The organism is Pseudomonas sp. ZS1P83 (assembly GCF_054897825.1).
On record NZ_CM142706.1, the window covers coordinates 1334296 to 1358403 of the forward strand.

A 24108-nucleotide genomic window follows, 5' to 3' on the forward strand; every position below is an offset into this window, starting at 1 on the left:
CGGCGTCCTTCAAGCAGTTTTTGGAATGAGGTGCTCAAACAGCGCCTCTACAGTATTAAAGCGCTCTTCCGAGCGCTCCATCGGTACCTGGAATTTAAACATCGTGGCGCCTTCGAATTTGTAACGTTTGGGCTGGCTCTGGATCAGCTTGATCAGCGTCAGCGGGTCAACCGGGGTTTGCGCCGCGAACTCGATTCGACCCCCTTGCGGGCCACCATCGACTTTCTTGATGCCCAGTAGCTCGGCCTGCAATTTCAGTGCGGTGATGCGCATCAGGTTCTTGGTCGGCTCCGGCAACAGGCCAAAACGATCGATCATCTCCACTTGCAGGTCCTTGAGGCCTTCCTCATCGGTGGCCGAGGCGATGCGTTTGTAGAGAATCAGTCGAGCATGTACGTCCGGCAGGTAGTCCTCGGGAATCAACGCCGGTACTCGCAGATTGACTTCCGGGCCGCCACCAAGTGGTTGATCGAGGTTAGGTTGTTCGCCCTTGCGGATCGACTTCACCGCACGCTCGAGCATTTCCATGTACAGCGTGAAACCGACGGCCTGGATTTGCCCGCTCTGCCCGTCGCCGAGCAATTCGCCTGCGCCACGGATTTCCAGGTCGTTGGTGGCGAGCACGAAGCCCGCGCCAAGGTCCTGTGTATTGGCGATCGCTTCCAGACGTTTTTCCGCATCGGGAGTGATCTGCTGACGCGGCGGCGTCAGCAAATAAGCGTAGGCCTGGTGGTGACTGCGACCGACTCGGCCGCGCAATTGGTGCAGCTGCGCCAGGCCGAACTTGTCGGCGCGCTCGATGATGATGGTGTTGGCACTCGGCACGTCGATGCCGGTCTCGATGATGGTCGAGGCGATCAGCACGTTGAAGCGCTTGTGGTAAAAGTCGCTCATCACCTGTTCGAGATCGCGTTCGCGCATCTGCCCGTGGCCAATGCCGATCCGCGCCTCCGGCACCAGTTCGGCGAGGTCGGCGGCGCACTTCTCGATGGTCTTCACATCGTTGTGCAGGTAATAGACCTGACCGCCACGCAACAGCTCACGAAGCAAGGCCTCTTTGACCGTGCTCTTGTTCTGCTCCATGACGAATGTCCGTACCGACAGGCGACGGGCCGGCGGCGTGGCGATGATCGACAGGTCGCGCATGCCCGAGACCGCCATGTTCAGCGTGCGCGGAATCGGCGTGGCGGTCAGGGTGAGGATGTCGACTTCGCTGCGCAGGGCCTTGAGCTGTTCCTTCTGACGGACACCGAAACGGTGCTCTTCGTCGATAATCACCAGCCCCAGGTTTTTGATTTTTACGTCGTCTTGCAGCAGCTTGTGCGTGCCGATGACGATGTCGATCTTGCCTTCGGCCAGATCCGCGACCGCAGCATTCACTTCTTTGGTCGACTTGAATCGGCTCATCACTTCCACGCTCACCGGCCAATCGGCGAAGCGATCGCGGAAGCTGTTGTAGTGTTGCTGCGCGAGCAGGGTGGTCGGCACCAGAATCGCCACCTGACGACCGCCGTGTACCGCGATAAACGCTGCACGCATCGCCACTTCGGTCTTGCCGAAACCGACGTCGCCGCAGACCAGGCGGTCCATCGGTTTCGGCGCGAGCATGTCGGTGCGCACCGCGTCGATGGTGGTTTGCTGGTCTGGAGTTTCTTCGAACGGAAAACCGGCGCTGAAGGTTGCGTAATCGGCTTTCGGGTCGGCGAACGCATAACCTTCGCGTGCTGCGCGGCGGGCATAGATGTCGAGCAGCTCGACGGCGACGTCGCGCACTTGTTCGGCGGCTTTGCGTTTGGCTTTCTGCCAGGTCTCGGAGCCGAGACGGTGCAGTGGGGCCAGGGCATCGTCGCTGCCGGTGTAACGGGCGATCAGGTGCAGGTTGGCCACCGGCACGTAAAGCTTGGCGTTTTCGGCGTACTCAAGGGTCAGGAATTCGGCGGCCTGATTATCAATTTCCAGAATCGTCAGCCCGAGGTAACGCCCGACCCCATGATCGATGTGCACCACCGGCGCGCCTTCGCGCAGCTCGGTGAGGTTCTTGATCACGGCATCGTTGTTGGCGTCGGCGCGTTTCTCGCGGCGACGGCGCTGCATCACGCGCTGGCCGAACAAAGGGCTTTCGGCGACCAGGGCCAGCGCCGGGTCGTCGAGCACCAGACCTTCGTCGAGCGGCGCGATGGTGATCGCCAGGCGCTCCTTGCTCGCGACGAAGTCCGGCCAGCTGTCGACGGTTTTCGGTCGCAGCTTCAGGCGTTCCAGCAATTCCAATAGCACTTCACGACGGCCCGCAGACTCGGCGGTAAACAGCACGCGACCGGGGAACTCATCAAGGAAGCCTGCCAGCGCCGCCAACGGTTGAGTCGCCTTGGCTTCGATGGCCAGGTTCGGCAGCTCCCGAGCGGGGAAGCGCTCGCGGCCGACGCCGGTTTCAACGTCTTGTTGACTGGCGACCACGCGCGGCCAGTTCTTCAGTCGAGCGAAGCAATCTTCTACCGGCAGGAACAACTCGGCTGGCGGCAGTAAAGGACGGGCCGGATCGACGCGGCGCTCTTCATAACGATTGCGTACGTCGTTCCAGAAGTTTTCCGCCGCCTGCTCGATGCCCGGCAAGGAAAACACTTGCGTGTCCTGCGGCAGGTAATCGAACAGCGTGGAGGTTTCATCGAAGAACAGCGGCAGGTAGTACTCGATACCGGCCGGTGTGATCCCACTGCTCAAATCCTGAAAGATCGGGCAGCGACGAAAATCCACATCGAAACGCTCACGGAAGCGCGCCTTGAAGCGGGTGACGGCGTCTTTCTGCAGTGGGAACTCGCGAGCTGGCAGGAGGCGAACCGTTTCCACTTTGTCGATGGAGCGCTGGTTTTCCGGATCGAATGTACGAAGGGTCTCGATTTCGTCGTCGAACAGGTCGATGCGGAAAGGTAATTTGCTGCCCATCGGGAACAGATCGATCAGCGAGCCGCGTACGGTAAATTCGCCGTGCTCGTAGACCGTATCGACGTAGCGATAGCCGCTGGCCTCAAGCCGGGTGCGCATTTGCTCGACATCGAGCTTCTGGCCGATGTCCAGCACCAGGCTGCTGCCGAGCAGGAATTTGGTCGGCGCCAGGCGATGCAGGGCCGTGGTGATCGGCACGACCAAAACGCCATGACTCAGCTCCGGCAATCGATACAGCGCGGAAATTCGCTGGGAAATAATGTCCTGGTGCGGCGAAAACAGATCGTAGGGCAGGGTTTCCCAGTCCGGGAAATGCAGCACCGGCAAATCCGGGGCGAAGAAACTCAGCTCCTGTTCCAGCCGTTCGGCACTTTGGCTGTCGGCGGTCAGTAGCAGGGTAAAGCGCTTGGCAGCGCTGGCGGCCTCGGCGATGGCCAGGCTCAGGGCGGCACCGGGCAGATTGCCCCAGTGCTGTTTACCTGCCGCGGCAGGGAGAAGCGGTAGACGCAGAACGGGCACGGAAGGTTGAGCTCCAAGCGTTGCGACAAAGTCGGTAATTGTAGCGGTCTCAGGTGCCGGCTGTCAGTTTCAGATATGTCTATTACGCGGGTTGGGCGAAATGTAGTGGTAAAGACAAAATCCGGCCGTTTTTTAGTGAAAACTACCGATTATGTAGTGGCAAAACGAACAGGTGTTACGGATGGTTACGGATAAGGCAGCGCTGTTCCCGAAAAATTGGCGATGCTGGAGGCCCCGGTTTTATTGGGCTTGAGCGGTGCGTGGTTTTTTTGAAGAGGATTTTGTTACTGGTCGCGCGACAGGCGCGCATTGCTACGGGAGGCACTCGGCGGCATAATGTAGCCCCTTTTTTCTGCCCCTACATGTGGAAGGTTCCCGTGACTCAGAAGCCCGACCAGTGTCTTGGTGAATGGATCGACCGTGAAGCACTCGCAGAAGCGATGATTCCGCTTATCGGTCAGCTCTACCGCAACAACAGCGTGGTGAGCTCGATCTATGGCCGCAGCCTGATCAATCGTTCAGTCATTGCGATTCTCAAAGCCCACCGCTTTGCCCGCCATCGCCAGTCCGACGACAGCGAACTGTCCGTCCACGAAACATTCCCGCTGCTCAAAGCAATGAGCGAGCTCAAGCTCGGCGCCGCTTCGGTAGACCTGGGCAAGCTTGCAGTCAAGTTCAAGGCTGAAGGCAATGGCCGCACTGCCGAGCAGTTCGTCCGTGAAGAACTGGCAGACGTCGTTGGTCAGCAAAACATTGCCGCCCGCAAAGGCACCGACGTTGTTCTGTACGGCTTCGGTCGTATCGGCCGTCTGCTGGCGCGCATCCTGATCGAGAAAACCGGTGGTGGCGACGGCCTGCGCCTGCGTGCCATCGTTGTCCGCAAGGGCGCCGAGAACGACCTGGTGAAACGTGCCAGCCTGCTGCGTCGCGACTCGGTTCATGGTCCGTTCGATGGCACCATCACTATTGATGAAGCCAACAACACCATCACCGCCAACGGCAACCTGATCCAGGTTATCTACGCGAAAAACCCGACCGAAGTCGACTACACCCAATACGGCATCAAAGACGCGCTGCTGGTGGACAACACCGGTGTGTGGCGTGACGCCGAAGGCTTGGGCCAGCACCTCACTTGCCCGGGTATCGACCGCGTTGTTCTGACCGCGCCGGGTAAAGGCAAGCTGAAGAACATCGTTCACGGCATCAACCACGGCGAAATCACTGCCGACGACAAGATCGTTTCTGCCGCGTCCTGCACCACCAACGCCATCGTGCCGGTGCTGAAGGCGGTTAACGACAAGTTTGGCATCATCAATGGACACGTTGAAACCGTTCACTCGTACACCAACGACCAGAACCTGATCGACAACTTCCATAAGGGCGATCGCCGTGGCCGTAGCGCCGCGTTGAACATGGTTATCACCGAGACCGGTGCTGCCACCGCTGCTGCCAAGGCACTGCCTGAACTGGCCGGCAAGCTGACCGGTAACGCGATCCGCGTTCCGACGCCAAACGTGTCGATGGCCATTCTCAACCTGAACCTTGAGAAAGCCGCCACCCGTGAAGAGATGAACGAGTACCTGCGCTACATGGCGCTGCACTCCGATCTGCATAAGCAGATCGACTACGTCAATTCGCAGGAAGTGGTTTCCACCGACTTCGTTGGCTCGCGCCACGCAGGCGTTGTGGATGCTGAAGCAACCATCACTCAAGACAACCGCGTTGTTCTGTACGTTTGGTACGACAACGAGTTCGGTTACAGCTGCCAGGTGGTTCGCGTGATGGAAGACATGGCCGGTGTAAACCCGCCATCATTCCCGCGCTAAGCCTTAGCTGCACATGAAAACGCCCCGACTTAGGTCGGGGCGTTTTCGTTTGTGCGGTGTCCGCTCCCACACTTCTACCGCATAATGGCGAGCCTTGGCGTTGTGTCATGGGACTCTCCAGGGGATGCAGGATTGTTGAAATGGCGGCTGTGCGGTTTTGTGGTCCTGATGGGCGCCCTGACAGGCTGCGGCAACGGCGACTCCATGGAAAGCTTCGGCGGCCCGACCATGGGCAGCACGTATTCGATCAAGTACCTGCGCCATGCCGGTCTTCCCGCCCCAGCCGAGGTCCGTGTTCAGGTCGAAAAGATCCTCGCTGAAGTCGATCAACAAATGTCGACCTACCGCAGCGACTCGGACATCGGGCGCTTCAACGATCTACCCGCCAACCGCTGTCAGAAAATGCCCGCGCCGATCCTTAAATTGGTGCGTGTCGCTGAGCGTCTGTCGGAACAAAGCGAAGGTTCCTTCGATCTGACGGTGGAACCGCTGCTCAACCTCTGGGGTTTCGGCCCGCAGGCTCGTGAGGAAAAAATTCCCGGGGCCCAAGCGCTGGCCGAAGTGCGGCAGCGAGTCGGTTACCAGCACCTGCGTATCGATGGCGATCAGCTGTGCAAGGACGCCGCCGTCGAGGTCGACTTCAATAGCATCGCCGCCGGTTACGCGGTCGATACGATTGCCGCAAAACTCGAGGGGATGGGCATCCATAGCTACCTCGCCGAAGCCACCGGCGAACTCAAGGCTGCCGGTAAAAAACTCGACGGCTCATTGTGGCGCATCGCCCTGGAGGAACCCCGCGACGACCAGCAAGTGGCCGAGCGCATCATTGCCGTCGATGGCTATGGCGTTTCTACCTCCGGCGACTACCGCAACTATTTCGAGCAGGACGGTCGGCGTTATTCCCACACCTTCGATGCCCGCACCGGGGCACCGGTCTTACACACCCTGGCGTCAGTCACGGTGATTCATCCTTCAGCGTTGATGGCCGATGGCTTATCGACGCTGTTGCTGATTCTGGGTCCTGAACGGGGTTGGGACTACGCAGAAAAACACGACATCGGTGCATTCTTTGTGATTCGTGCCGATACAGGTTTCGTCACACGAACCAATCAGGCTTTTGAGCGCTTGAGTGGCGCAAAAACCGAGTGATGACGGCGATTCAAGCATCGAAGACTGGCGTTGTAGTGCAGGCAAAAGTAGCCTACGACGCGACCAAGGGTTAATGTGCCCGGCGTTGACGCTTATATAGACTGTGTCCGGGTTCTGCACTGGCCCCAAATTGTTCCTTCACGCCGCAGATCGGCGTGATTTAGCCGCAGGTGCCGAGGGCGCCGCGGCCTGTTCTGAGGAGTACGCATGGCTGTCTACAACTACGACGTGGTGGTGCTGGGTTCCGGCCCGGCGGGAGAAGGCGCGGCAATGAACGCCGCTAAAGCAGGGCGCAAGGTGGCGATGGTCGATAGCCGTCGCCAGGTCGGCGGCAACTGCACCCACCTGGGTACCATCCCGTCCAAGGCACTGCGTCACTCGGTCCGGCAGATCATGCAGTTCAACACCAACCCGATGTTCCGGGCCATTGGTGAGCCACGCTGGTTCTCGTTCCCGGACGTGTTGAAAAGCGCCGAAAAAGTCATCTCCAAACAAGTCGCATCGCGCACCGGCTACTACGCCCGTAACCGCGTCGACGTGTTCTTCGGCACCGGCAGCTTCGCCGACGAGCAAACCATCGAAGTGGTCTGCGCCAACGGCGTGGTCGAAAAACTGGTGGCCAAGCACATCATCATCGCCACCGGCTCGCGTCCGTATCGCCCGGCGGACATCGATTTTCACCACCCGCGTATCTACGATAGCGACACCATCCTCAGCCTCGGCCACACCCCGCGCAAACTCATCGTTTACGGCGCCGGTGTGATCGGTTGCGAATACGCCTCGATCTTCAGCGGTCTGGGTGTACTGGTTGAACTGGTGGATAACCGCGGTCAGTTGCTGAGCTTCCTCGACTCGGAAATTTCCCAGGCCCTGAGCTACCACTTCAGCAACAACAACATCACGGTTCGCCACAACGAAGACTACGACCGCGTCGAAGGCGTGGACAACGGCGTGATCCTGCACCTCAAATCCGGCAAGAAGATCAAGGCTGACGCCTTGCTCTGGTGTAACGGTCGCACCGGTAACACCGATCAGCTGGGTCTGGAAAACGTCGGCGTGAAGGTCAACAGCCGTGGCCAGATCGAAGTCGACGAGGCCTACCGTACCTGCAAGCCGAACATCTACGGCGCCGGTGACGTGATTGGTTGGCCGAGCCTGGCCAGTGCTGCTCACGACCAGGGTCGTTCGGCCGCTGGCAGCATCGTTGATAACAACAGCTGGCGCTTCGTCAACGACGTGCCGACCGGTATCTATACCATTCCGGAGATCAGCTCGATCGGCAAGAATGAGCAGGAGCTGACTCAGGCCAAGGTGCCGTACGAAGTAGGCAAGGCATTCTTTAAGGGCATGGCGCGTGCACAAATCGCCGGCGAGCCTCAGGGCATGCTGAAGATTCTGTTCCACCGCGAAACCCTGGAAGTGCTGGGCGTCCACTGCTTCGGTTATCAGGCGTCGGAGATCGTTCACATTGGTCAGGCGATCATGAACCAGCCGGGCGAAATGAACACGCTGAAGTACTTCGTCAACACGACGTTCAACTACCCGACCATGGCCGAAGCCTATCGGGTAGCGGCGTACGATGGCCTCAACCGGCTTTTTTAAGTGGCTCCGGCCGGTGGCCTGAGCCGGCCGGGGAGACCGATTTCAGCAATTCTCGAGCGTGGCGCTGGCCAAACCGGGAAAGTCTGTAATCAGGCTGTCAACGCCGAAGTCGGCGAGTCTGCGCATTAGCGCGGGCTCGTTGACTGTCCATACCGACACATGCAGGCCCTGACGCTGCGCCTTCTGCAGGCGTTCCGGCGTACACAGGGTCCAGTTCAGCGCCAGAATCTCACAGCCATAGCTTTGCGCGACCTTCAACGGGTCGAGCCAGGCGTACTCGGCCACCAATCCGCGGGACACGTCCGGCACCAGGTCCAGCGCGGCTTTCAACACTTCGCGTGAACTCGAGGTGATCGTGACCTTGTCGAGCAGGTCAAAACGCTGAGCCATTTCGCGAATCGCCAACACCGTCGTCGCGGCGCGGGTGCGTGAAGCGCTTTTGACTTCCAGCTGCCAGTGCTCGAAATCGCATTTCTCGAACAGTTCTTCCAGTGTTGGAATCGGGCAGGGCTTGATCCAGCCCGGGCCGCCCTTGCGCGCGTCGTAGGTCGCCAGCTCGGTCGCCGTGTGCTCGACGACTTTGCCGCGTCGGTCGGTGGTGCGCTTGAGCGTCGGGTCGTGGATGACCATCAGCTCGCCGTCCATGGACAGGTGCAGGTCCAGTTCGCAGCGGCGTACGCCGTGCTTGAGGCATTGCTGAAAGCTGGTCAGCGTGTTTTCCGGTGCTTCGCCCTTGGCGCCGCGATGGCCGTAGATGAGAGTCACGGTTCTTCCTTAAATTAAATGCCTGATTCGTTTTGTTCGCGGGCCAGACGTCGTTCCTGGGCCTGCCTCTGCAAAATGTAGCGGGCCAGCAATTGGCGCTGGGCATCGGTCGGGTACTCGAACTCGGTACCGACATCGTAGCCGTCGCCTTTGCGATCGCAATGGGTGACCCGGGCCCGCAGCAACAGTCCGAGGGCTTGCGGCATCAGCACCAATTTGACCGACAGGTGTGCGCCCTCGGCAATGGGCGTCGGATGCTGAAAGTCGATCCCGCCTTCGGAAATGATCACCGGCTGCGGCTCGCCGATTTGCCCGAGCACGGTGATTGCGATCACCTGGCTCAGCAACTCGATGCGTTTATTATGGGATTTCAGGAACGCTGCGAGGTTCCGGTCGCGCTCACTGATCTGGCGCAACAGGTGCTGTGACTCGAATTCGCTCAGGTGCAGCTCGCTGAGCAAGTTGAACAGCGGGGAAGCATCCTGCAACACTTCCTGGCCTGCGGCTTCGGGAGCGGACAGGGGCCGAATTTCCAGTGCGATCGTGTCCTCGATACGGTAGTATTCGCGGCGATCTTCTTCATCTAATGTCGACATGGCGAACCCATGGTAGCGGCGGTGGTCTGAGTGTAAAGCTGGTTATCGACCCCCGCCACAAGGACGTTCCTTTTCCCTCCGAACAAGCCCCGACATGTTCAGACCTCTCTTCGTATTTATTGGCACGCGTTATACCCGTGCAAAGCGTCGCAATCATTTTGTGTCGTTCATTTCCCTGACTTCGATGATCGGGCTCGCCCTTGGCGTGGTCGTGATGATCGTTGTGCTGTCGGTCATGAACGGCTTCGATCATGAGATGCGTACCCGCGTGCTGGGCATGGTGCCCCACGCGACCATCGAATCCGGTGAACCGATCAGCGACTGGAAAAGCCTGGCCTCCAAGGTCAAGCAGAACCCGCAGGTGACGGCCGTGGCGCCGTTTACCCAGATGCAGGGTTTGCTGACCAACAACGGCAAGGTCTCCAAAGTCCTGCTCAATGCCATCGACCCTGCGCTGGAACGCCAGGTCTCGATCATTGATAACTTCATGCAGCAGGGCAAACTCGACGACCTGGCGCCGGGCAGTTTCGGCATCGTCATCGGCGACAAGGCGGCGGCCAAGCTTGGCGCGGCGATCGGTGACAAGCTGACCTTTGTGGCGCCGGAAGTCACCGTGACCCCGGCCGGGATGTTCCCGCGCATGAAACGCTTCACTGTGGTCGGCATCTTCCATGTCGGCGCCGGTGAACTGGATGGCTACCTGGGCATCACCAATCTTCAGGATCTGGCCAAGTTGCATCGTTGGAAACCGGATCAGGTCCAAGGCATTCGCCTGAAGTTCGATGACCTGTTCCAGGCGCCACGTGTCGCGTGGACCATCGCCCAGCAGCTCGGCGAAGACCATTTTTATGCCCGCGACTGGACGCGCACCCACGGCAATCTGTATCAAGCGATCCGGATGGAAAAAGCCATGATCGGTTTGCTGTTGCTGCTGATCGTCGCCGTCGCTGCGTTCAACATTATTTCCACACTGGTGATGGTGGTGAACGACAAGAAGGGCGACATCGCGATTCTGCGCACCCTGGGCTCCACGCCGGGGCAGATCATGGCGATCTTCATGGTCCAGGGCACGGTCATTGGTGTGATCGGTACGCTGATCGGCGCCGTGGTCGGGATCTTCGCCGCGCTGAACGTCAGCGCCGCGATCTCGGCCCTCGAAGGCCTCATCGGGCACAAGTTCCTCAACGCCGACGTGTACTTCATCGATTACCTGCCGTCGCAAGTGCAGAGCCAGGATGTGTTGATGGTCTGCGCCGCCGCGTTGGTCCTGAGTTTCCTCGCCACCCTGTATCCAGCCTGGCGTGCCGCGCGCACCCAGCCTGCGGAGGCGCTACGTTATGAGTGAGTCGGGCATGAGTGATAAAGCAATCTTGAGCTGCCGCAACCTGGGCAAATCCTACGAGGAAGGCCCGGAATCGGTAGAAGTTCTGGCGGGTCTGCAACTGGAATTGCATCCGGGTGAGCGCGTGGCGATTATCGGTACGTCGGGTTCGGGCAAAAGTACGTTGCTCAACCTGCTGGGCGGCCTCGATACGCCGACCAAGGGCAGCGTCTGGCTGGCCGGTGAAGAGCTCTCGGCGCTGAACGAAAAGGCTCGCGGTTTGCTGCGCAATCGGTCGCTGGGTTTCGTTTACCAGTTCCATCACTTGTTGCCCGAGTTCACCGCGCTGGAAAACGTCTGCATGCCACTGCTGATCGGCAAGACCGCGATCCCGCAAGCGCGTCAACGTGCGACGGCATTGCTGGAGCGAGTAGGGCTGGGTCATCGCCTGGAACACAAACCGTCCGAGCTGTCCGGTGGTGAACGTCAGCGTGTGGCCATCGCCCGCGCCCTGGTGAACAAGCCAGGCCTGGTGATGCTCGACGAGCCGACCGGCAACCTCGACTCCCACACCGCCCAGGGCATTCAGGATTTGATGCTGGAACTCAGCACCTCGATGCGCACGGCGTTCCTGGTGGTGACTCACGACATGAACCTGGCTCGCCAGATGGATCGCGTCCTGCATTTGCAGGAAGGTTGCCTGACGCCCATCTGATTGGCCGAAACCCGGCGTACTGAAAAGTGCGTCGGGTCTTTTATTTTTATACGGTGCCCCAGCGAATGTTCAGACCGTTATCGATCTTTATCGGCACGCGCTATACCCGCGCCAAGCGCCGCAATCGCTTTGTTTCCTTCATCTCGATGACCTCGATGATCGGCCTCGCCCTGGGCGTGCTGGCGATGATCGTGGTGCTGTCGGTGATGAACGGCTTCCAGCGCGAAATGAGCTCGCGCATCCTCGGCATGGTGCCTCACGCGACTATTGTCGGCGTCAATCCGATCGATGACTGGCAGCCCGTCGCCGCTGCGGCCATGAAGAATCCTGAAGTGACGGCCGCCGTGCCGTTCACCGAGATGGAGGGCATGCTGTCCTACAAGGGCACGATGCAGCCGATCCAGGTCAGCGGCGTCGATCCAGCGCTCGAAGGCAAGGTTTCGATCGTCGCCCAGCACATTGTTCAGGGCCGTCTCGATGCCTTGAAGCCGGGTGAGTTCGGCGTGGTGATCGGCGAGATCACGGCGCGCCGCTTCCGTTTGAACGTCGGCGACAAGATCACCCTGATCGTGCCGGAAGTCAGCAACGCACCGGGCGGCATCACCCCGCGCATGCAGCGGTTGAACGTGGTCGGCGTGTTCAAGGTCGGTGCCGAGCTGGACGGTTCCATGGCGCTGATCCACGTTGCCGATGCCGCGCAGATGCAGCACTGGGCGCCGAATCAGGTGCAGAGCGTGCGCCTGGCAGTGAAGGATTTGTACGCGGCGCCGAAGGTTTCCAGCGATATTGCTGGCGGGCTGGGCACCGCTTACAAGGCTGACGACTGGACCCACACTCAGGGCAGTCTGTTCAGCGCGATGAAAATGGAAAAGACCATGATCGGTCTGCTGTTGCTGATGATCGTCGCGGTGGCGGCGTTCAACATCATCGCAACACTGATCATGGTGGTGAACGACAAGGGCGCCGACATTGCGATCCTGCGCACCATCGGTGCCACTCCGGGGCAAATCATGGCGATCTTTATGGTCCAGGGCACGGTGATCGGGATTGTCGGCACCTTAATCGGCGGTGTGCTCGGCGTGATTGCGGCGCTGAACGTCAGTGAGCTGGTGGGCTGGATGGAGCGGGTCAGCGGACAGCACATCTTCAGTTCCGACGTGTACTTCGTCAGTAACTTGCCGTCTGAACTGCAGGGTGGGGATGTGTTGTTGATCTGCTCGGCGGGTTTCATTCTGAGCTTCCTCGCCACCGTTTACCCGGCATGGCGTGCGGCGAAGATCGAACCGGCTCACGCGTTGCGGTATTCGTAAGCTTTGAAATCGCCTTCGCGGGCAAGCCTCGCTCCTACGGTGGTACGTATTTCCGAGTAGGAGCGAGGCTTGCCCGCGAAGGGGCCTGCCCGGCTGGCCTCAATCCCCCTTGGGCAACTCAATCACAAACCGCGTCCACCCGTTATCCGACTCGCAACGAATCTGCCCGCCATGGGCACGGATGATTGACTGAGTAATCGCCAACCCCAATCCCGCATGTTCACTACTGCCTTCCTGGCGCGCCGGATCAGCCCGGTAGAAGCGATCAAATAAACGCGGCAGTAACGCCCTGTCAATTCCGTCTCCACTGTTCTCAATCGTCACGCTCAATCCTTTGGCTTGCTCGACTATCCGCACCCGAACCTCGCCCTGGGCAGGCGTAAACCGCAACGCATTGTCCAGTAAATTGGAAAGCGCCTGACGCAACATGCTGCGATCGCCCTCCATGCGCGCACTACCTTCACGACTCAACCTGACCTGAGCGTCCTCCGCCAGCGGCGCAAAAAACTCCAGCAATAGGTCCGCTTCTTCCGCCAGCTCCAGCAGTTCGCGCTTGGGCATCAACAACCCGTGGTCTGCCTTGGCCAGGTACAACATGTCGTTGACCAGTTGCGCCATCCATTGCAGTTCTTCGAGGTTGCTGTGCAGTGCTTCGCGATAGTCCTCGATGGGGCGTGGGCGGGTGAGGGTGACCTGGGTGTGGGTCAGCAAGTTCGACAACGGCGTGCGCAATTCGTGGGCGATGTCGGCGGAGAAGGCTGAGAGCCGTTGAAAAGAGTCGTCAAGGCGTCCGAGCATGGCGTTGAAGTTGTGGGCCATTTCCGCGAGTTCTGGCGGCATGTTTTCTTCTGGCAGGCGTGCATTGAGCGATTGTGCCGAAACGCCGCTCGCCACTGCACTCATGCGCCGTAACGGCCGCAACCCACTGCGTGCTGCCCACGCACCGAGCAGGGCAGTGGCCAGTGCTGACAAACCGACTGTCAGCCAGATCAGATGCTGCATGCGTTGCAGAAAGTGCTGGTGATGGGTGATGTCCAGCAGCAAGGTCAGCTGCGGCGAGTCGGATTTGTCGAGATACAACGGAGCGTTGAGGACGCGGTAATCAGTACCGTCATTGCTCACCGTGGACAAACCCGGTCGGGTAGGCAATTCCTGGGGCAGGCGCGTCGAGCTGTCATACCAGCGCCTGCCGTCGCTGCCGGTGATCCGCAGCGACAGATCAGCCTGTCGGTTCAACTCATCGGCCAGTTTGACTTCGCTTTCACGCGACTGAATGTCATGCAGTGCCCGGCGCAACCCAATCAACTTGCCGTCCAACAACTGCTGATCGAGTTCAACGAAATGCGCTTCACTGGCCCGGCTGAACAACACTCCGGCGAACAATGAAACGACGGCGGTGCACGCCGCAAACAGTAGCGCCAGACGGCTGCTTAACGAAAGTCGACGCATCAGGCGGGGCGCTCTTCAAGGACGTAACCCATGCCACGCACGGTGTGGATCAACTTGTTGGGGAATTCATCGTCGATCTTCAGGCGCAAACGACGGATCGCCACTTCGATGACATTGGTGTCACTGTCGAAATTCATGTCCCAGACCTGGGAAGCGATCAGCGACTTGGGAAGGACTTCGCCATGCCTGCGCAGGAGCATTTCCAGCAGGGCGAATTCCTTGGCCGTCAGGTCGATGCGCTGACCGCTGCGTTCGACGCGGCGGCGGATCAGGTCAAGGCGCAAGTCCGCCAGTTGCAGGCTGGTTTCCTGAGGTGTGGCGCTACCGCGGCGCAACAGGCTGCGGACCCGGGCCAGCAGTTCGGAGAAGGCGAAAGGTTTGACCAGGTAGTCGTCGGCGCCCAGTTCGAGGCCGTGAACCCTGTCCTCCACTGCGTCTCGCGCTGTAAGAAACAATACCGGCGTGTCGAGGCCGGCATCGCGCACCGCTTGCAGAATCTGCCAGCCATCGCGACCGGGCAGCATCACATCGAGAATCAACAGGGCGTAATCGCCGGTCAACGCCAGTTGCTGGCCGGTGCTGCCGTCCGCCACCAGTTCAGTGTTGAAACCGGCCTCGGTCAGGCCTTGGCGCAGGGAGTGGCCAGTTTTCGGTTGGTCTTCGACAATCAGCAGTTTCATGGGCGACTCGGGACTAATGGAACGAATGCTTTATACCGTGGGCGGCGTTAATACAGGCCAACCTGACAACGTTGTAATTTGGCTGTCAGGTTGCGGGCAGTCGCTGCAGTTTAGAGTTTTCCACAGGCTGAACCTTACCTTGTTGGAGTACGACTATGTTGTTGCGCAAATCCCTGGTGCGGGCCGTGTGTTTGCTGGTGCTGAGCTCGCCGGCGTGGGCTTCCCCGTCGCCTACCTACGACTTCGGTCAACCGGCCCCGGCGGCCAAGGCGACTCGCAGCGTTGAAGTTGTCATGGGCGACATGTCGTTCACTCCCAAGGCGATTGATATCAAGGCCGGAGAGACGGTTCGTTTTGTGCTGGTGAATAAAGGCCAGTTGTTGCACGAATTCAACCTCGATGACGCGGCAATGCATGCCAGCCATCAGCAGGAAATGATGAAGATACAGCGCAGCGGCATGCTCACGCCTACAGGCATTGCGGATATGGACTACGGCTCAATGCCCGGCATGGAACACTCATCTCAAGGGCATGGTATGAAACACGACGACCCTAACAGCGTGCTCGTCGAGCCGGGCAAAACAACCGAGCTGACCTGGACCTTCAGCAAGGCGACCAACCTGGAATTTGCCTGCAACATCCCCGGTCATTACCAGGCCGGGATGGTCGGCAAGTTGACTGTCAGTCAGTAAGCACTCAAAGGAGGGAGCAAAGACTGGTAGAATCCGCTGATTCTTCAGTCAGGTTTCCGCCATGCATCCCGCAGCCGAACACTCGCCGCTGGGCAAATCCAGCGAATACATCGCCACCTACACACCGTCGTTGCTGTTCCCGATCCCGCGCACCGCGAAATGGGCCGAACTGGGCCTGACGGCTGAAACCCTGCCCTACAAAGGCGTGGATTTCTGGAACTGCTTCGAATTGTCGTGGCTATTGCCTTCGGGCAAGCCAGTGGTGGCCATTGGCGAATTCAGCATCCCGGCGGATTCACCGAATATCATCGAGTCGAAGTCGTTCAAGCTGTATCTCAACTCCCTGAACCAGACGCCGTTTGCCGACACTGCAAGCATTGAATCGACGCTGGTCAAAGACCTGTCGGCTGCTGCCGGTAAACCGGTCGGCGTGCGGATTCGCAGGCTCAAGGACGTCGAGGCCGAAGGCGTTGTGGCGTTACCGGGTGTGTGCATTGATGATCTGGATATCAGCGTCAGCAACTATGAGCAACCGCGTCCGGAACTGCTGCGTTGCGATGAATCGCGCATTGTGGAGGAGAGCGTGCACAGTCATTTGCTCAAATCCAACTGCCCGGTCACCAGTCAGCCTGACTGGGGTAGCGTGGCGGTGGAATACCGTGGCGCGGCGCTGGATCACGCGAGTTTGCTGGAATACATCGTGAGCTTCCGTCAGCACTCCGACTTCCACGAACAGTGCGTGGAGCGGATTTTCCTCGACCTGCAACGGTTGCTGAAACCGGAGAAATTGACGGTGTATGCGCGGTATGTGCGGCGCGGTGGGTTGGACATCAACCCGTATCGCAGCACTGAAGAAGTGCAGTTGCCGAACCATCGGCTGGTCCGCCAGTAAGAGCAAAAAAGCCCCGCTATCACTAGCGGGGCTTTTTTACATCTGGCGGGTTCAGATCCCCATATTGCCCAATGTTTGCACGATGTTACGCAATGTGCCAGCAAGGGTAGGGTGTTCGATTTCAAAGCGTTCGACGGCCAGGTTCACATTGTCAGCCAGGCTTGAATCCTTGGTCTTGGTTTCGAGCTCAATCTCCAGTTCGATCTGTTCCATCAGCGCGTGCAGGTCTTCGCGCTCGGCTTCGGTCAGCGGCGGATTCTGTTCCAATTGCTCGCGCAGAGTATTGAGCTGTTCTTGCAGTTCGCGGGCAGGCATGGCGTTCTTCCTTTTATCGATAGGCACTGGCATAGACCGCAGCAGCACGCCAAAGGTCTATGGCTTGGCCTTTAGATTAATCCACTCGCGCACAACCTGCATGATCTCCATCAGGGCTTTTCGCCCTTGAGTCGGCGCAGGCTGATATCTGCCAGGCAGGTGTCAAGTTCACCGAGGTGATCGATCACCGAATGCACACCCAGACTGAACAGTTGCACCGTTGCCTTTCCGCGTTTGAATTCCCGTTCCTGCTGAGTCAGCGCCTGCCACTCGTTGGGCGCAAGGCCGCAGAGTGAGCCGCAGGACGCCAGCCCAATCGTCCACAATCCGGCATTGAGCCCCGCTTGCAGCAATCGCGGTTCGCCGCTGACCAGTACGCAACCCTCCAGTCGTTCGACATTCAGCGTCATCAAGGCTTGCCAGCAGGCATGCGGTGCCGGCCATGGATTGTTTGTTTCGGGGTATTGCGAGGGTTTGATCCATGAAGGCAATGCGGCGGCCAGGGAATTGCTGAGGGCAGGGGGGAGCTCATCGAGCCAGGCACAGGGAATCTGCTGATGCTGCAAGCTGCGCAGGCTATCCAGGGCACCGGGCGTGGCCTCGGCGTGCACGGCAGAGTGGCGGCCTTGCGTGCGCGTGCGGGCGCCGAAATCCACCAGGCAACCACTGAGGCCGAACAGTACGGCGGTCAGGCTGGGCGCAATGTGGGGTAATTTTTCGGCGTGCGGCATATCAACGTCCCTGAAATAGCCTGAAGGCTAGGCGGTGACGGTGACAGTTGAGTGACACTGATGTGAATCGCTCATAATTATCGCGAATGATCCGTAGGCTGCCTCGCACGGTGCTGCCTTAAGCGGCTTTTCCGTCTTATACTAGCCAGCTTCACGCTTGGGCTAAGCGCCCTCGACAGTACAATCCAAGGAGTTTTTCTATGCGCTGGAGCAATCATCTAGCTCAGCTTTGTGTGTTTGCCAGCGTATTGCTGGTTCCGTTCGTTGCCCAGGCAGCCTCGGAAGACGACCCTTGGGAAAGCATCAACCGCCCGATCTACACGTTCAACGACGTTGTCGATACCTATGCACTGAAGCCTTTGGCGCAAGGCTATCAGTTCGTGACCCCGCAGTTTCTTGAAGACGGTATTCACAACATGTTCCGCAACGTCGGTGATGTCACCAACCTTGCCAATAACATCTTGCAGGCCAAACCGGCCGCCGCTGGCGTCGACACCGCACGCTTGATCTTCAACACCACCTTCGGCCTGCTGGGCTTCATCGACGTGGGCACCAAAATGGGCCTGCAACGCAGTGACGAAGACTTCGGCCAGACACTCGGCTACTGGGGTGTGGGTAGCGGCCCGTACGTGATGTTGCCGTTGTTGGGGCCAAGCACGCTACGTGACGCGCCGTCCAAGTATGTCGACGGCTATACCGGCCCGTACCCATATATCCACGATGTGCCCGTGCGTAATTCGATCTTCGGCCTGAACATTGTCGATACCCGTGCCAGCCTGCTGTCGGCCGAGAAGCTGATCAGTGGCGACAAGTACACCTTCATCCGCAATGCGTACTTGCAGAACCGCGAATTCAAAGTCAAAGACGGCCAGGTCGAAGACGATTTTTGATCTCGACCGGTAAACCAAGAAGGCGGCCTGTTGGTCGCCTTCTTTCGTTGGCCTCCGGGACCGGTTTGACCATGGGTTCTAACCTTCCATTAGGTTACGGTTTTGCCTGTTCTTATAACTCTCGGTGATTTGAAATGGAAAGACGTCAAGCGACGATCGGCGTGAGCTTGAAACGCCCCGCGGATGGGAGTACCGTCTGCGCCTTAGAAGGGCACCTTTGGTGTACCTGTGTGTAGGGCAAGCGCTCGAAAACAGTGCAGTAGAGAGGCTAGAAAGCGAATCCAGTAGTGTGAGCCGGGACAAAGCCCCTGCCTGCTACGCCAACCTAATTCTGGCGCCGTTTGCCCACATGCCAAAAACCAGTGCCACGCTGCTGATAATCGATGATGACGAAGTAGTGCGCGCGAGCCTCGCGGCCTACTTGGAAGACAGTGGTTTCAGTGTCCTGCAGGCCAGCAATGGCCAGCAGGGTCTTCAGGTATTCGAGCAAGACAAGCCCGACTTGGTCATCTGCGATCTGCGCATGCCGCAGATGGGCGGGCTCGAACTCATTCGCCAGGTCACCGAGCTGTCGCCACAAACCCCGGTGATCGTGGTTTCGGGTGCCGGCGTGATGAACGATGCGGTCGAGGCCCTGCGCCTGGGCGCGGCGGACTACCTGATCAAGCCTCTCGAAGATCTTGCCGTGCTCGAGCATTCTGTTCGCCGGGCCCTGGATCGTGCGCGCCTGCTGCTGGAAAACCAGCGCTACCGCGAGAAGCTGGAAGAGGCCAATCGCGAGCTCGCCGCCAGCCTGAACCTGCTCCAGGAAGACCAGAACGCCGGTCGCCAAGTGCAGATGAACATGCTGCCGGTCAGTCCCTGGACCATCGACGAGTTCCAGTTTGCGCACCAGATCATCCCGTCGCTGTACCTGTCGGGTGATTTCGTTGACTACTTTCGGGTCGACGAGCGTCGGGTAGCCTTCTACCTGGCGGACGTTTCCGGTCATGGCGCCTCTTCAGCCTTCGTTACCGTGTTGCTGAAGTTCATGACCACGCGCTTGCTGTTCGAATCCAAGCGCAGCGGCACATTGCCGGAATTCAAGCCTTCAGAGGTCCTTGGTCATATCAACCGAGGCCTGATCAGTTGTAAGCTGGGCAAACACGTCACAATGGTCGGTGGAGTCATCGACGAGGAGACAGGTTTGTTGACCTATAGCATCGGTGGTCATTTGCCGTTGCCAGTGTTGTACACGCCAGACAGTGTTCGTTATCTGGAAGGGCGTGGTCTGCCGGTGGGCCTCTTTAATGAAGCCACCTACGAAGATCACGTTCTGGAGCTGCCGCCGACATTCAGCCTGACGCTGATGTCCGATGGCATTCTGGACCTTTTGCCAGAACCTACACTCAAAGAGAAAGAAGCGGCTTTGCCCCAACGGGTCAAGGCCGCGGGCGGCAGCCTGGATGGTCTGCGGCAGGTTTTTGGATTGGCCACGCTAGGGGAGATGCCGGATGATATCGCCCTGTTGGTGTTGAGCAGGAATCTTTAATGAGTACCGGTAGAATCCAGTTCGCCGAGCAGGATGGCACCTTCGTCCTGAAGTTCGTCGGTGAAGTTCGCCTGACCCTGTGTTCGGCGTTGGATGCGACTATTGAGCGGATCTTCACGGCGTTGAACTTCAATGCGATCGTGATCGACCTGACCGAAACCCGCAGCATCGACAGCACCACGTTGGGCCTGCTGGCCAAACTGTCGATCCTGTCGCGGCAAAAGGTAGGCCTGCTGCCGACCGTCGTCACCACCCACGAAGACATCACCCGTCTGCTGCAGTCCATGGGCTTCGAGCAAGTGTTCAACATCGTTGACCGCCCGATCCCGTGCCCTGAGTGCCTGACTGACCTGCCGGACCAGGATCAGTCCGAAGAAGTGGTGCGGATCAAAGTGCTCGAAGCACACAAGATCCTCATGGGCCTCAACGACTCCAATCGTGAAGCATTCCATGATCTGGTGAACGCCCTCGAGCGTCACTGATCCTTTGGCAAGGGAGCTTGTCGGAACGCCGCACCGTCCCGCTGGGCTGCGAAGCAGACCCAAAAATGGTGCACAAAAAAGGGCGAACCTGTGAGGGTTCGCCCTTTTTGCGTTTGCTCTTACTGGATCACAGCTTGGCCTGCAACAACGCCTCAAGCTTTTCCTGATCCCGAGCAAACTGACGAATACCCTCAGCCAGTTTCTCGGTCGCCATCGCGTCCTCGTTGGACAACCAACGGAACTGCGCTTCATTCAGGCTCAAACGTGCTTCACCTGCATGTCCCGGCGCCAATTTGCGTTCCAGCTTGCCAGTATCCGCCGCCAGCTTATCAATCAAATCCGGGCTGATGGTCAAACGGTCGCAACCGGCCAGTTGCTCGATCTGATTCAGGTTACGGAAGCTCGCGCCCATGACCACAGTCTTGTAGTCATTGGCCTTGAAGTAGTTGTAGATGCGCGTCACCGACTGCACGCCCGGATCATCCGCGCCGGTGTAGTCGTTGCCGTTGGCCTTCTTGTACCAGTCGTAGATACGACCCACGAATGGCGAAATCAGGAAAACCCCGGCGTCAGCACACGCCGCAGCCTGAGCGAACGAGAACAGCAACGTCAGGTTGGTTTGGATGCCTTCCTTTTCCAGCGTCTCGGCGGCACGGATGCCTTCCCAGGTGGAAGCGATCTTGATCAGCACGCGGTCACGGCCAATACCGGCCTTGTCGTACAGGTCGATCAGACGGTGAGCACGCTTCAATACGGCGTCAGTGTCGAACGACAGGCGCGCATCCACTTCGGTGGAAATACGGCCAGGGATCACCTTCAGAATTTCTTGCCCTACCGCAACGCCAAAACGGTCGCTGGCCAGGCCAACATCGCCCTTGCAGTCGTGAACGCAGGTGTTCAGCAACTCGGCATAACCGGAAATGGCCGCCGCTTTGAGCAGCAGGGAAGGGTTGGTGGTAGCGTCCACGGGTTTAACGCGAGCGATAGCTTCGAAGTCGCCGGTGTCGGCAACCACGGTGGTCATTTGTTTGAGTTGTTCCAGCTTGGAAGTCATGGGCGTGCTCTGTCCTATGGGTCTAATGACATTACCCGAGCGCTGACAGCCACTCAAGGGTGCGTGTACGTATCGATGGCCCCAGCGGCAACAACCGGAAAACGGCCGTTTGAAAGGCGGGGCGCGGTGTCGGTAAATACGATGCTGAAATGGGACGCAGGTTCAACCGGTCTGACGGCTAACGCGGCTTAATGCCGATGGAGCTGAGGCTAAGTTGCATAGTTCAAGATGAAATACGTCTTCCACGCCTCCATGCATTCCTGAGCGAGCTCAAAACAGCATTCATCGCCACGTTCAGTCTCAATTCTTGCCTCGTCGATGCTCACGATCGAGGTAGTCCCAATTGGACCGACAGTCATCGTAGATGTGATCATGAAGAATCCAGGCTCTGACCCGCTGCGCAACTTCCTATCAAGCTTCCTGTGCTTAAGCTTGTTACAGACGTCGGCGCATATTCTCAGTGCAGGGCTTTGGCTTATGTAGTCTTCCACGTTGCTGAGCGAGGCGTAGTTCGGGGAGTGTTTCACCCAGTCTTTGAGGTGATAACAGACCTCGAAGAAGTTAAATAACTCAAACTCGATGTTCCCTCCATAGGCCGGAAAAATGCCATCGCGGATAGGTTGAAGTTTGTTGAATTGATACTGAAGGCGAGCTCGGTGGTATTCCATTTCTCTCCTGGGCGTGTCGCGCTAAGAATGCAAAGCGGTTGATCTGAAGGTGCCAAGTCAAGTCAGGCGACGCATGCCTGCCGTCTTGGCGGCCTTGCTGTCGAAGGTGACGATGTACTCGCAGCCTGCCGCGTTGGCGCTGCGCTCAATCAAGCAGTCTGCGAAGTCGGCGTTGGCCTGTGAGTAACTACGCAGCGACTGCCAAACAATTTCGGGGTTTTCCACCGTCAATTCACGAGTTCGCAAAAGCGTTTCGAGGACTGTAACGATCTCGCTTTTTGCGCTCTCGTAGCAGGATTGAAGTACCCAGACCAACTCGACTATCGAAACCGTCGTGATGAAGCCAGGTGAGGCTATCGTCAGCGACTCAATCAGTTCGGAGGCTTTAGCTGACTGCTCTGGATCATCCTGAGCGACATACCTGACCAGTACGTTGGTATCCAGACCTATCATATGGCTTTGGATCCTTGTACTGCGATGGCCTGGTTCATGTCCTCGATGCTTACAGCTTTAGGGGGCTTACGAATGAGTCCTTTGAGGTCGCGAGCCGAATGAGTCGCGGCCATAATGGCGAATTTACCATCGCCTATGGCTACAAATTCAATGCGATCCCCAGTGTCGAGGCCAAGAGAAGCCCGAACCTGTGCCGGAATGGTAATTTGTCCTTTCGAGGTCAGTGTGGCGGTTGCCATGGTGGATGCTCCGTCAAGTCAGATTTTCCTTACATTATGGTAAGGATTTCTGGAAATCAATGCTCAACGGAACGGAGAACGATGGGCGGTGAAAACGAAGCTGATCGGAACAGACCAGCCGCTTCGGTAAAGACGCATTATCCCGGCACAACAAACACGGGCTGGAGGAGTTGGCCAGCACAGCTGATCAACGCCCCTCTAACAACTCCGCTGCCTGATCCAACAACGCCAAAGGCTCTTTAGCCTTGTGAATATCCACCGACAACAACTGCCGAAACTTGCGCGCCCCCGGAAACCCGGTGCCCAGCCCCAGTACATGCCGGGTGATGTGGTGCATCGAACCACCCGCATCAATATGCGCCACTATATAAGGCCGCAACTGCGCCAGCGCCTCGGCCCGGCTGATCAGCGGCGCCGTGCTGCCAAACAGTTGCTGATCCACCTCAGCCATCACATAAGGATTGTGATACGCCTCACGACCCAGCATCACACCGTCGAACGTCTGCAAATGCTCGTGACAGGCTTCCAGCGTCTTGATCCCGCCGTTGAGGATAATCTCCAGCTCCGGAAAATCCGTCTTCAACCGCGCCGCCACGTCATAGCGCAGGGGCGGAATGTCGCGGTTCTCCTTCGGCGACAACCCCTCCAGAATTGCAATCCGCGCATGCACTGTAAAACTCGTACACCCGGCATCCCGAACCGTGCCGACGAAATCACACAACTGCTCGTAACTGTCCCGCCCATTGATCCCGATCCGATGCTTCACCGTCACCGGAATCGACACCGCATCGCGCATCGCCTTCACACAATCAGCCACCAACTGCGGATGCCCCATCAGGCACGCACCGATCATATTGTTCTGCACCCGATCACTCGGGCAGCCGACATTCAGATTCACCTCGTCGTAACCGTGCTCCTGGGCCATGCGCGCACACATCGCCAGGTCCAGAGGCACACTGCCTCCAAGTTGCAGGGCGAGCGGGTGTTCGGCTTCGTTGTGACGCAGGAAGCGGTCGTGGTCACCGTTGAGGAGCGCGCCTGTGGTGACCATTTCTGTGTAGAGGAGCGCGTGCTTGGAGAGTAGGCGCAGGAAGAAACGGCAGTGGCGATCGGTCCAATCCATCATCGGGGCCACGCTGAAGCGACGAGACGGCTCGGAGCGGGCTTGGCTAGTGTTTACGGGCGCTTTAGGTTTTTCGAAATTCATTGATACTGGTCTTTTATACAGCGGTTTTTACCCATTTTTCCTTGTTTTTCGAAGTCGGTTGCTACAATGTAGCAAGCGAGAT

Annotated in this window: 23 protein-coding genes; 11 read left to right on the forward strand and 12 right to left on the reverse strand. The window is 58.5% G+C overall.

The annotated features are described in order from the left end of the window. Nucleotides 1–9: 9 nt before the first annotated feature. A complete protein-coding gene (mfd, locus tag ACYZT0_RS06345; RefSeq protein ID WP_462045085.1) occupies nucleotides 10–3459 on the reverse strand; it encodes a transcription-repair coupling factor in 3450 nt (1149 codons plus the stop codon). Nucleotides 3460–3821: 362 nt separating this feature from the next. Between mfd and ACYZT0_RS06350 the strand changes: the two genes are divergently transcribed. From ACYZT0_RS06350 to sthA, 3 genes are all read left to right on the forward strand, one after another. Continuing rightward, on the forward strand, nucleotides 3822–5285 hold the full coding sequence (locus ACYZT0_RS06350) for a glyceraldehyde-3-phosphate dehydrogenase (RefSeq protein WP_462045086.1): 1464 nt from the start codon (nucleotides 3822–3824) through the stop codon (nucleotides 5283–5285). A gap of 168 nt (nucleotides 5286–5453) precedes the next feature. After that, nucleotides 5454–6434, forward strand: coding sequence for an FAD:protein FMN transferase (locus ACYZT0_RS06355; protein ID WP_462045087.1), 981 nt, complete (start codon nucleotides 5454–5456; stop codon nucleotides 6432–6434). 207 nt (nucleotides 6435–6641) lie between these two features. Continuing rightward, the gene (gene sthA, locus ACYZT0_RS06360; protein ID WP_046047831.1) at nucleotides 6642–8036 is read left to right on the forward strand and encodes a Si-specific NAD(P)(+) transhydrogenase; all 1395 of its coding nucleotides are present in this window, start codon (nucleotides 6642–6644) and stop codon (nucleotides 8034–8036) included. 42 nt (nucleotides 8037–8078) lie between these two features. Here sthA and ACYZT0_RS06365 read toward each other — a convergent pair whose 3' ends face one another. Then, nucleotides 8079–8801, reverse strand: coding sequence for a glycerophosphodiester phosphodiesterase (locus ACYZT0_RS06365; RefSeq protein ID WP_462045088.1), 723 nt, complete (start codon nucleotides 8799–8801; stop codon nucleotides 8079–8081). Between the two features lie 14 nt (nucleotides 8802–8815). Continuing rightward, nucleotides 8816–9397: a PilZ domain-containing protein gene (locus ACYZT0_RS06370; protein ID WP_462045089.1), complete on the reverse strand. Its 582-nt coding sequence runs from the start codon at nucleotides 9395–9397 to the stop codon at nucleotides 8816–8818. 94 nt (nucleotides 9398–9491) lie between these two features. Here ACYZT0_RS06370 and ACYZT0_RS06375 point away from each other — a divergent pair, with 94 nt between their 5' ends. From ACYZT0_RS06375 to ACYZT0_RS06385, 3 genes are all read left to right on the forward strand, one after another. Then, nucleotides 9492–10742: a lipoprotein-releasing ABC transporter permease subunit gene (locus tag ACYZT0_RS06375; RefSeq protein ID WP_462045090.1), complete on the forward strand. Its 1251-nt coding sequence runs from the start codon at nucleotides 9492–9494 to the stop codon at nucleotides 10740–10742. A 7-nt stretch (nucleotides 10743–10749) separates the two neighbouring features. Beyond that, nucleotides 10750–11433, forward strand: coding sequence for a lipoprotein-releasing ABC transporter ATP-binding protein LolD (gene lolD, locus ACYZT0_RS06380; RefSeq protein WP_462045091.1), 684 nt, complete (start codon nucleotides 10750–10752; stop codon nucleotides 11431–11433). Between the two features lie 65 nt (nucleotides 11434–11498). Next, nucleotides 11499–12743: a lipoprotein-releasing ABC transporter permease subunit gene (locus ACYZT0_RS06385; RefSeq protein ID WP_462045092.1), complete on the forward strand. Its 1245-nt coding sequence runs from the start codon at nucleotides 11499–11501 to the stop codon at nucleotides 12741–12743. A gap of 99 nt (nucleotides 12744–12842) precedes the next feature. Here ACYZT0_RS06385 and ACYZT0_RS06390 read toward each other — a convergent pair whose 3' ends face one another. Together ACYZT0_RS06390 and ACYZT0_RS06395 are read right to left on the reverse strand one after the other, a co-directional pair. Next, nucleotides 12843–14192: a heavy metal sensor histidine kinase gene (locus tag ACYZT0_RS06390; protein WP_462045093.1), complete on the reverse strand. Its 1350-nt coding sequence runs from the start codon at nucleotides 14190–14192 to the stop codon at nucleotides 12843–12845. Continuing rightward, nucleotides 14192–14872: a heavy metal response regulator transcription factor gene (locus ACYZT0_RS06395; protein WP_462045094.1), complete on the reverse strand. Its 681-nt coding sequence runs from the start codon at nucleotides 14870–14872 to the stop codon at nucleotides 14192–14194. The genes ACYZT0_RS06390 and ACYZT0_RS06395 overlap by 1 nt, the downstream gene beginning before the upstream one ends. A gap of 155 nt (nucleotides 14873–15027) precedes the next feature. Between ACYZT0_RS06395 and copI the strand changes: the two genes are divergently transcribed. Then, nucleotides 15028–15564, forward strand: coding sequence for a copper-resistant cuproprotein CopI (gene copI, locus ACYZT0_RS06400; protein WP_462045095.1), 537 nt, complete (start codon nucleotides 15028–15030; stop codon nucleotides 15562–15564). A gap of 61 nt (nucleotides 15565–15625) precedes the next feature. After that, a complete protein-coding gene (gene queF / locus ACYZT0_RS06405) occupies nucleotides 15626–16456 on the forward strand; it encodes an NADPH-dependent 7-cyano-7-deazaguanine reductase QueF (protein ID WP_449646005.1) in 831 nt (276 codons plus the stop codon). A 51-nt stretch (nucleotides 16457–16507) separates the two neighbouring features. Here queF and ACYZT0_RS06410 read toward each other — a convergent pair whose 3' ends face one another. Together ACYZT0_RS06410 and ACYZT0_RS06415 are read right to left on the reverse strand one after the other, a co-directional pair. Continuing rightward, complete coding sequence (locus tag ACYZT0_RS06410; RefSeq protein WP_462045096.1) at nucleotides 16508–16771, reverse strand: DUF4404 family protein; 264 nt, start codon at nucleotides 16769–16771, stop codon at nucleotides 16508–16510. A 110-nt stretch (nucleotides 16772–16881) separates the two neighbouring features. Continuing rightward, nucleotides 16882–17502: an HAD family phosphatase gene (locus ACYZT0_RS06415; RefSeq protein WP_462045097.1), complete on the reverse strand. Its 621-nt coding sequence runs from the start codon at nucleotides 17500–17502 to the stop codon at nucleotides 16882–16884. 200 nt (nucleotides 17503–17702) lie between these two features. Here ACYZT0_RS06415 and ACYZT0_RS06420 point away from each other — a divergent pair, with 200 nt between their 5' ends. The 3 genes from ACYZT0_RS06420 (at nucleotide 17703) to rssC (ending at nucleotide 20405) form a co-directional block, all read left to right on the forward strand. Next, nucleotides 17703–18392, forward strand: a complete 690-nt coding sequence (locus ACYZT0_RS06420) for an MlaA family lipoprotein (protein ID WP_462045098.1) — start codon at nucleotides 17703–17705, stop codon at nucleotides 18390–18392. 349 nt (nucleotides 18393–18741) lie between these two features. Continuing rightward, a complete protein-coding gene (gene rssB, locus ACYZT0_RS06425; RefSeq protein WP_462045099.1) occupies nucleotides 18742–19923 on the forward strand; it encodes a two-component system response regulator RssB in 1182 nt (393 codons plus the stop codon). Further along, entirely contained in the window at nucleotides 19923–20405 is a 483-nt protein-coding gene (gene rssC, locus ACYZT0_RS06430; RefSeq protein ID WP_007935262.1) for an anti-sigma factor antagonist RssC, read from the forward strand. The genes rssB and rssC overlap by 1 nt, the downstream gene beginning before the upstream one ends. Nucleotides 20406–20532: 127 nt before the next feature. Here rssC and tal read toward each other — a convergent pair whose 3' ends face one another. The 5 genes from tal to dusA all read right to left on the reverse strand — a co-directional run bounded on the left by tal (nucleotide 20533) and on the right by dusA (nucleotide 24026). Then, nucleotides 20533–21459 (reverse strand): transaldolase, encoded by a 927-nt coding sequence (gene tal / locus ACYZT0_RS06435; RefSeq protein ID WP_462045100.1) that lies wholly within the window; start codon nucleotides 21457–21459, stop codon nucleotides 20533–20535. Between the two features lie 209 nt (nucleotides 21460–21668). After that, nucleotides 21669–22127, reverse strand: coding sequence for a hypothetical protein (locus ACYZT0_RS06440; RefSeq protein WP_462045101.1), 459 nt, complete (start codon nucleotides 22125–22127; stop codon nucleotides 21669–21671). Nucleotides 22128–22184: 57 nt separating this feature from the next. Beyond that, the gene (locus ACYZT0_RS06445) at nucleotides 22185–22580 is read right to left on the reverse strand and encodes a PIN domain-containing protein (protein WP_462045102.1); all 396 of its coding nucleotides are present in this window, start codon (nucleotides 22578–22580) and stop codon (nucleotides 22185–22187) included. Further along, on the reverse strand, nucleotides 22577–22819 hold the full coding sequence (locus ACYZT0_RS06450) for an AbrB/MazE/SpoVT family DNA-binding domain-containing protein (RefSeq protein ID WP_462045103.1): 243 nt from the start codon (nucleotides 22817–22819) through the stop codon (nucleotides 22577–22579). Before ACYZT0_RS06450 ends, ACYZT0_RS06445 begins: the two co-directional genes overlap by 4 nt. Before the next feature lie 187 nt (nucleotides 22820–23006). Next, the gene (gene dusA, locus ACYZT0_RS06455; protein ID WP_462045104.1) at nucleotides 23007–24026 is read right to left on the reverse strand and encodes a tRNA dihydrouridine(20/20a) synthase DusA; all 1020 of its coding nucleotides are present in this window, start codon (nucleotides 24024–24026) and stop codon (nucleotides 23007–23009) included. Nucleotides 24027–24108: the final 82 nt, after the last annotated feature.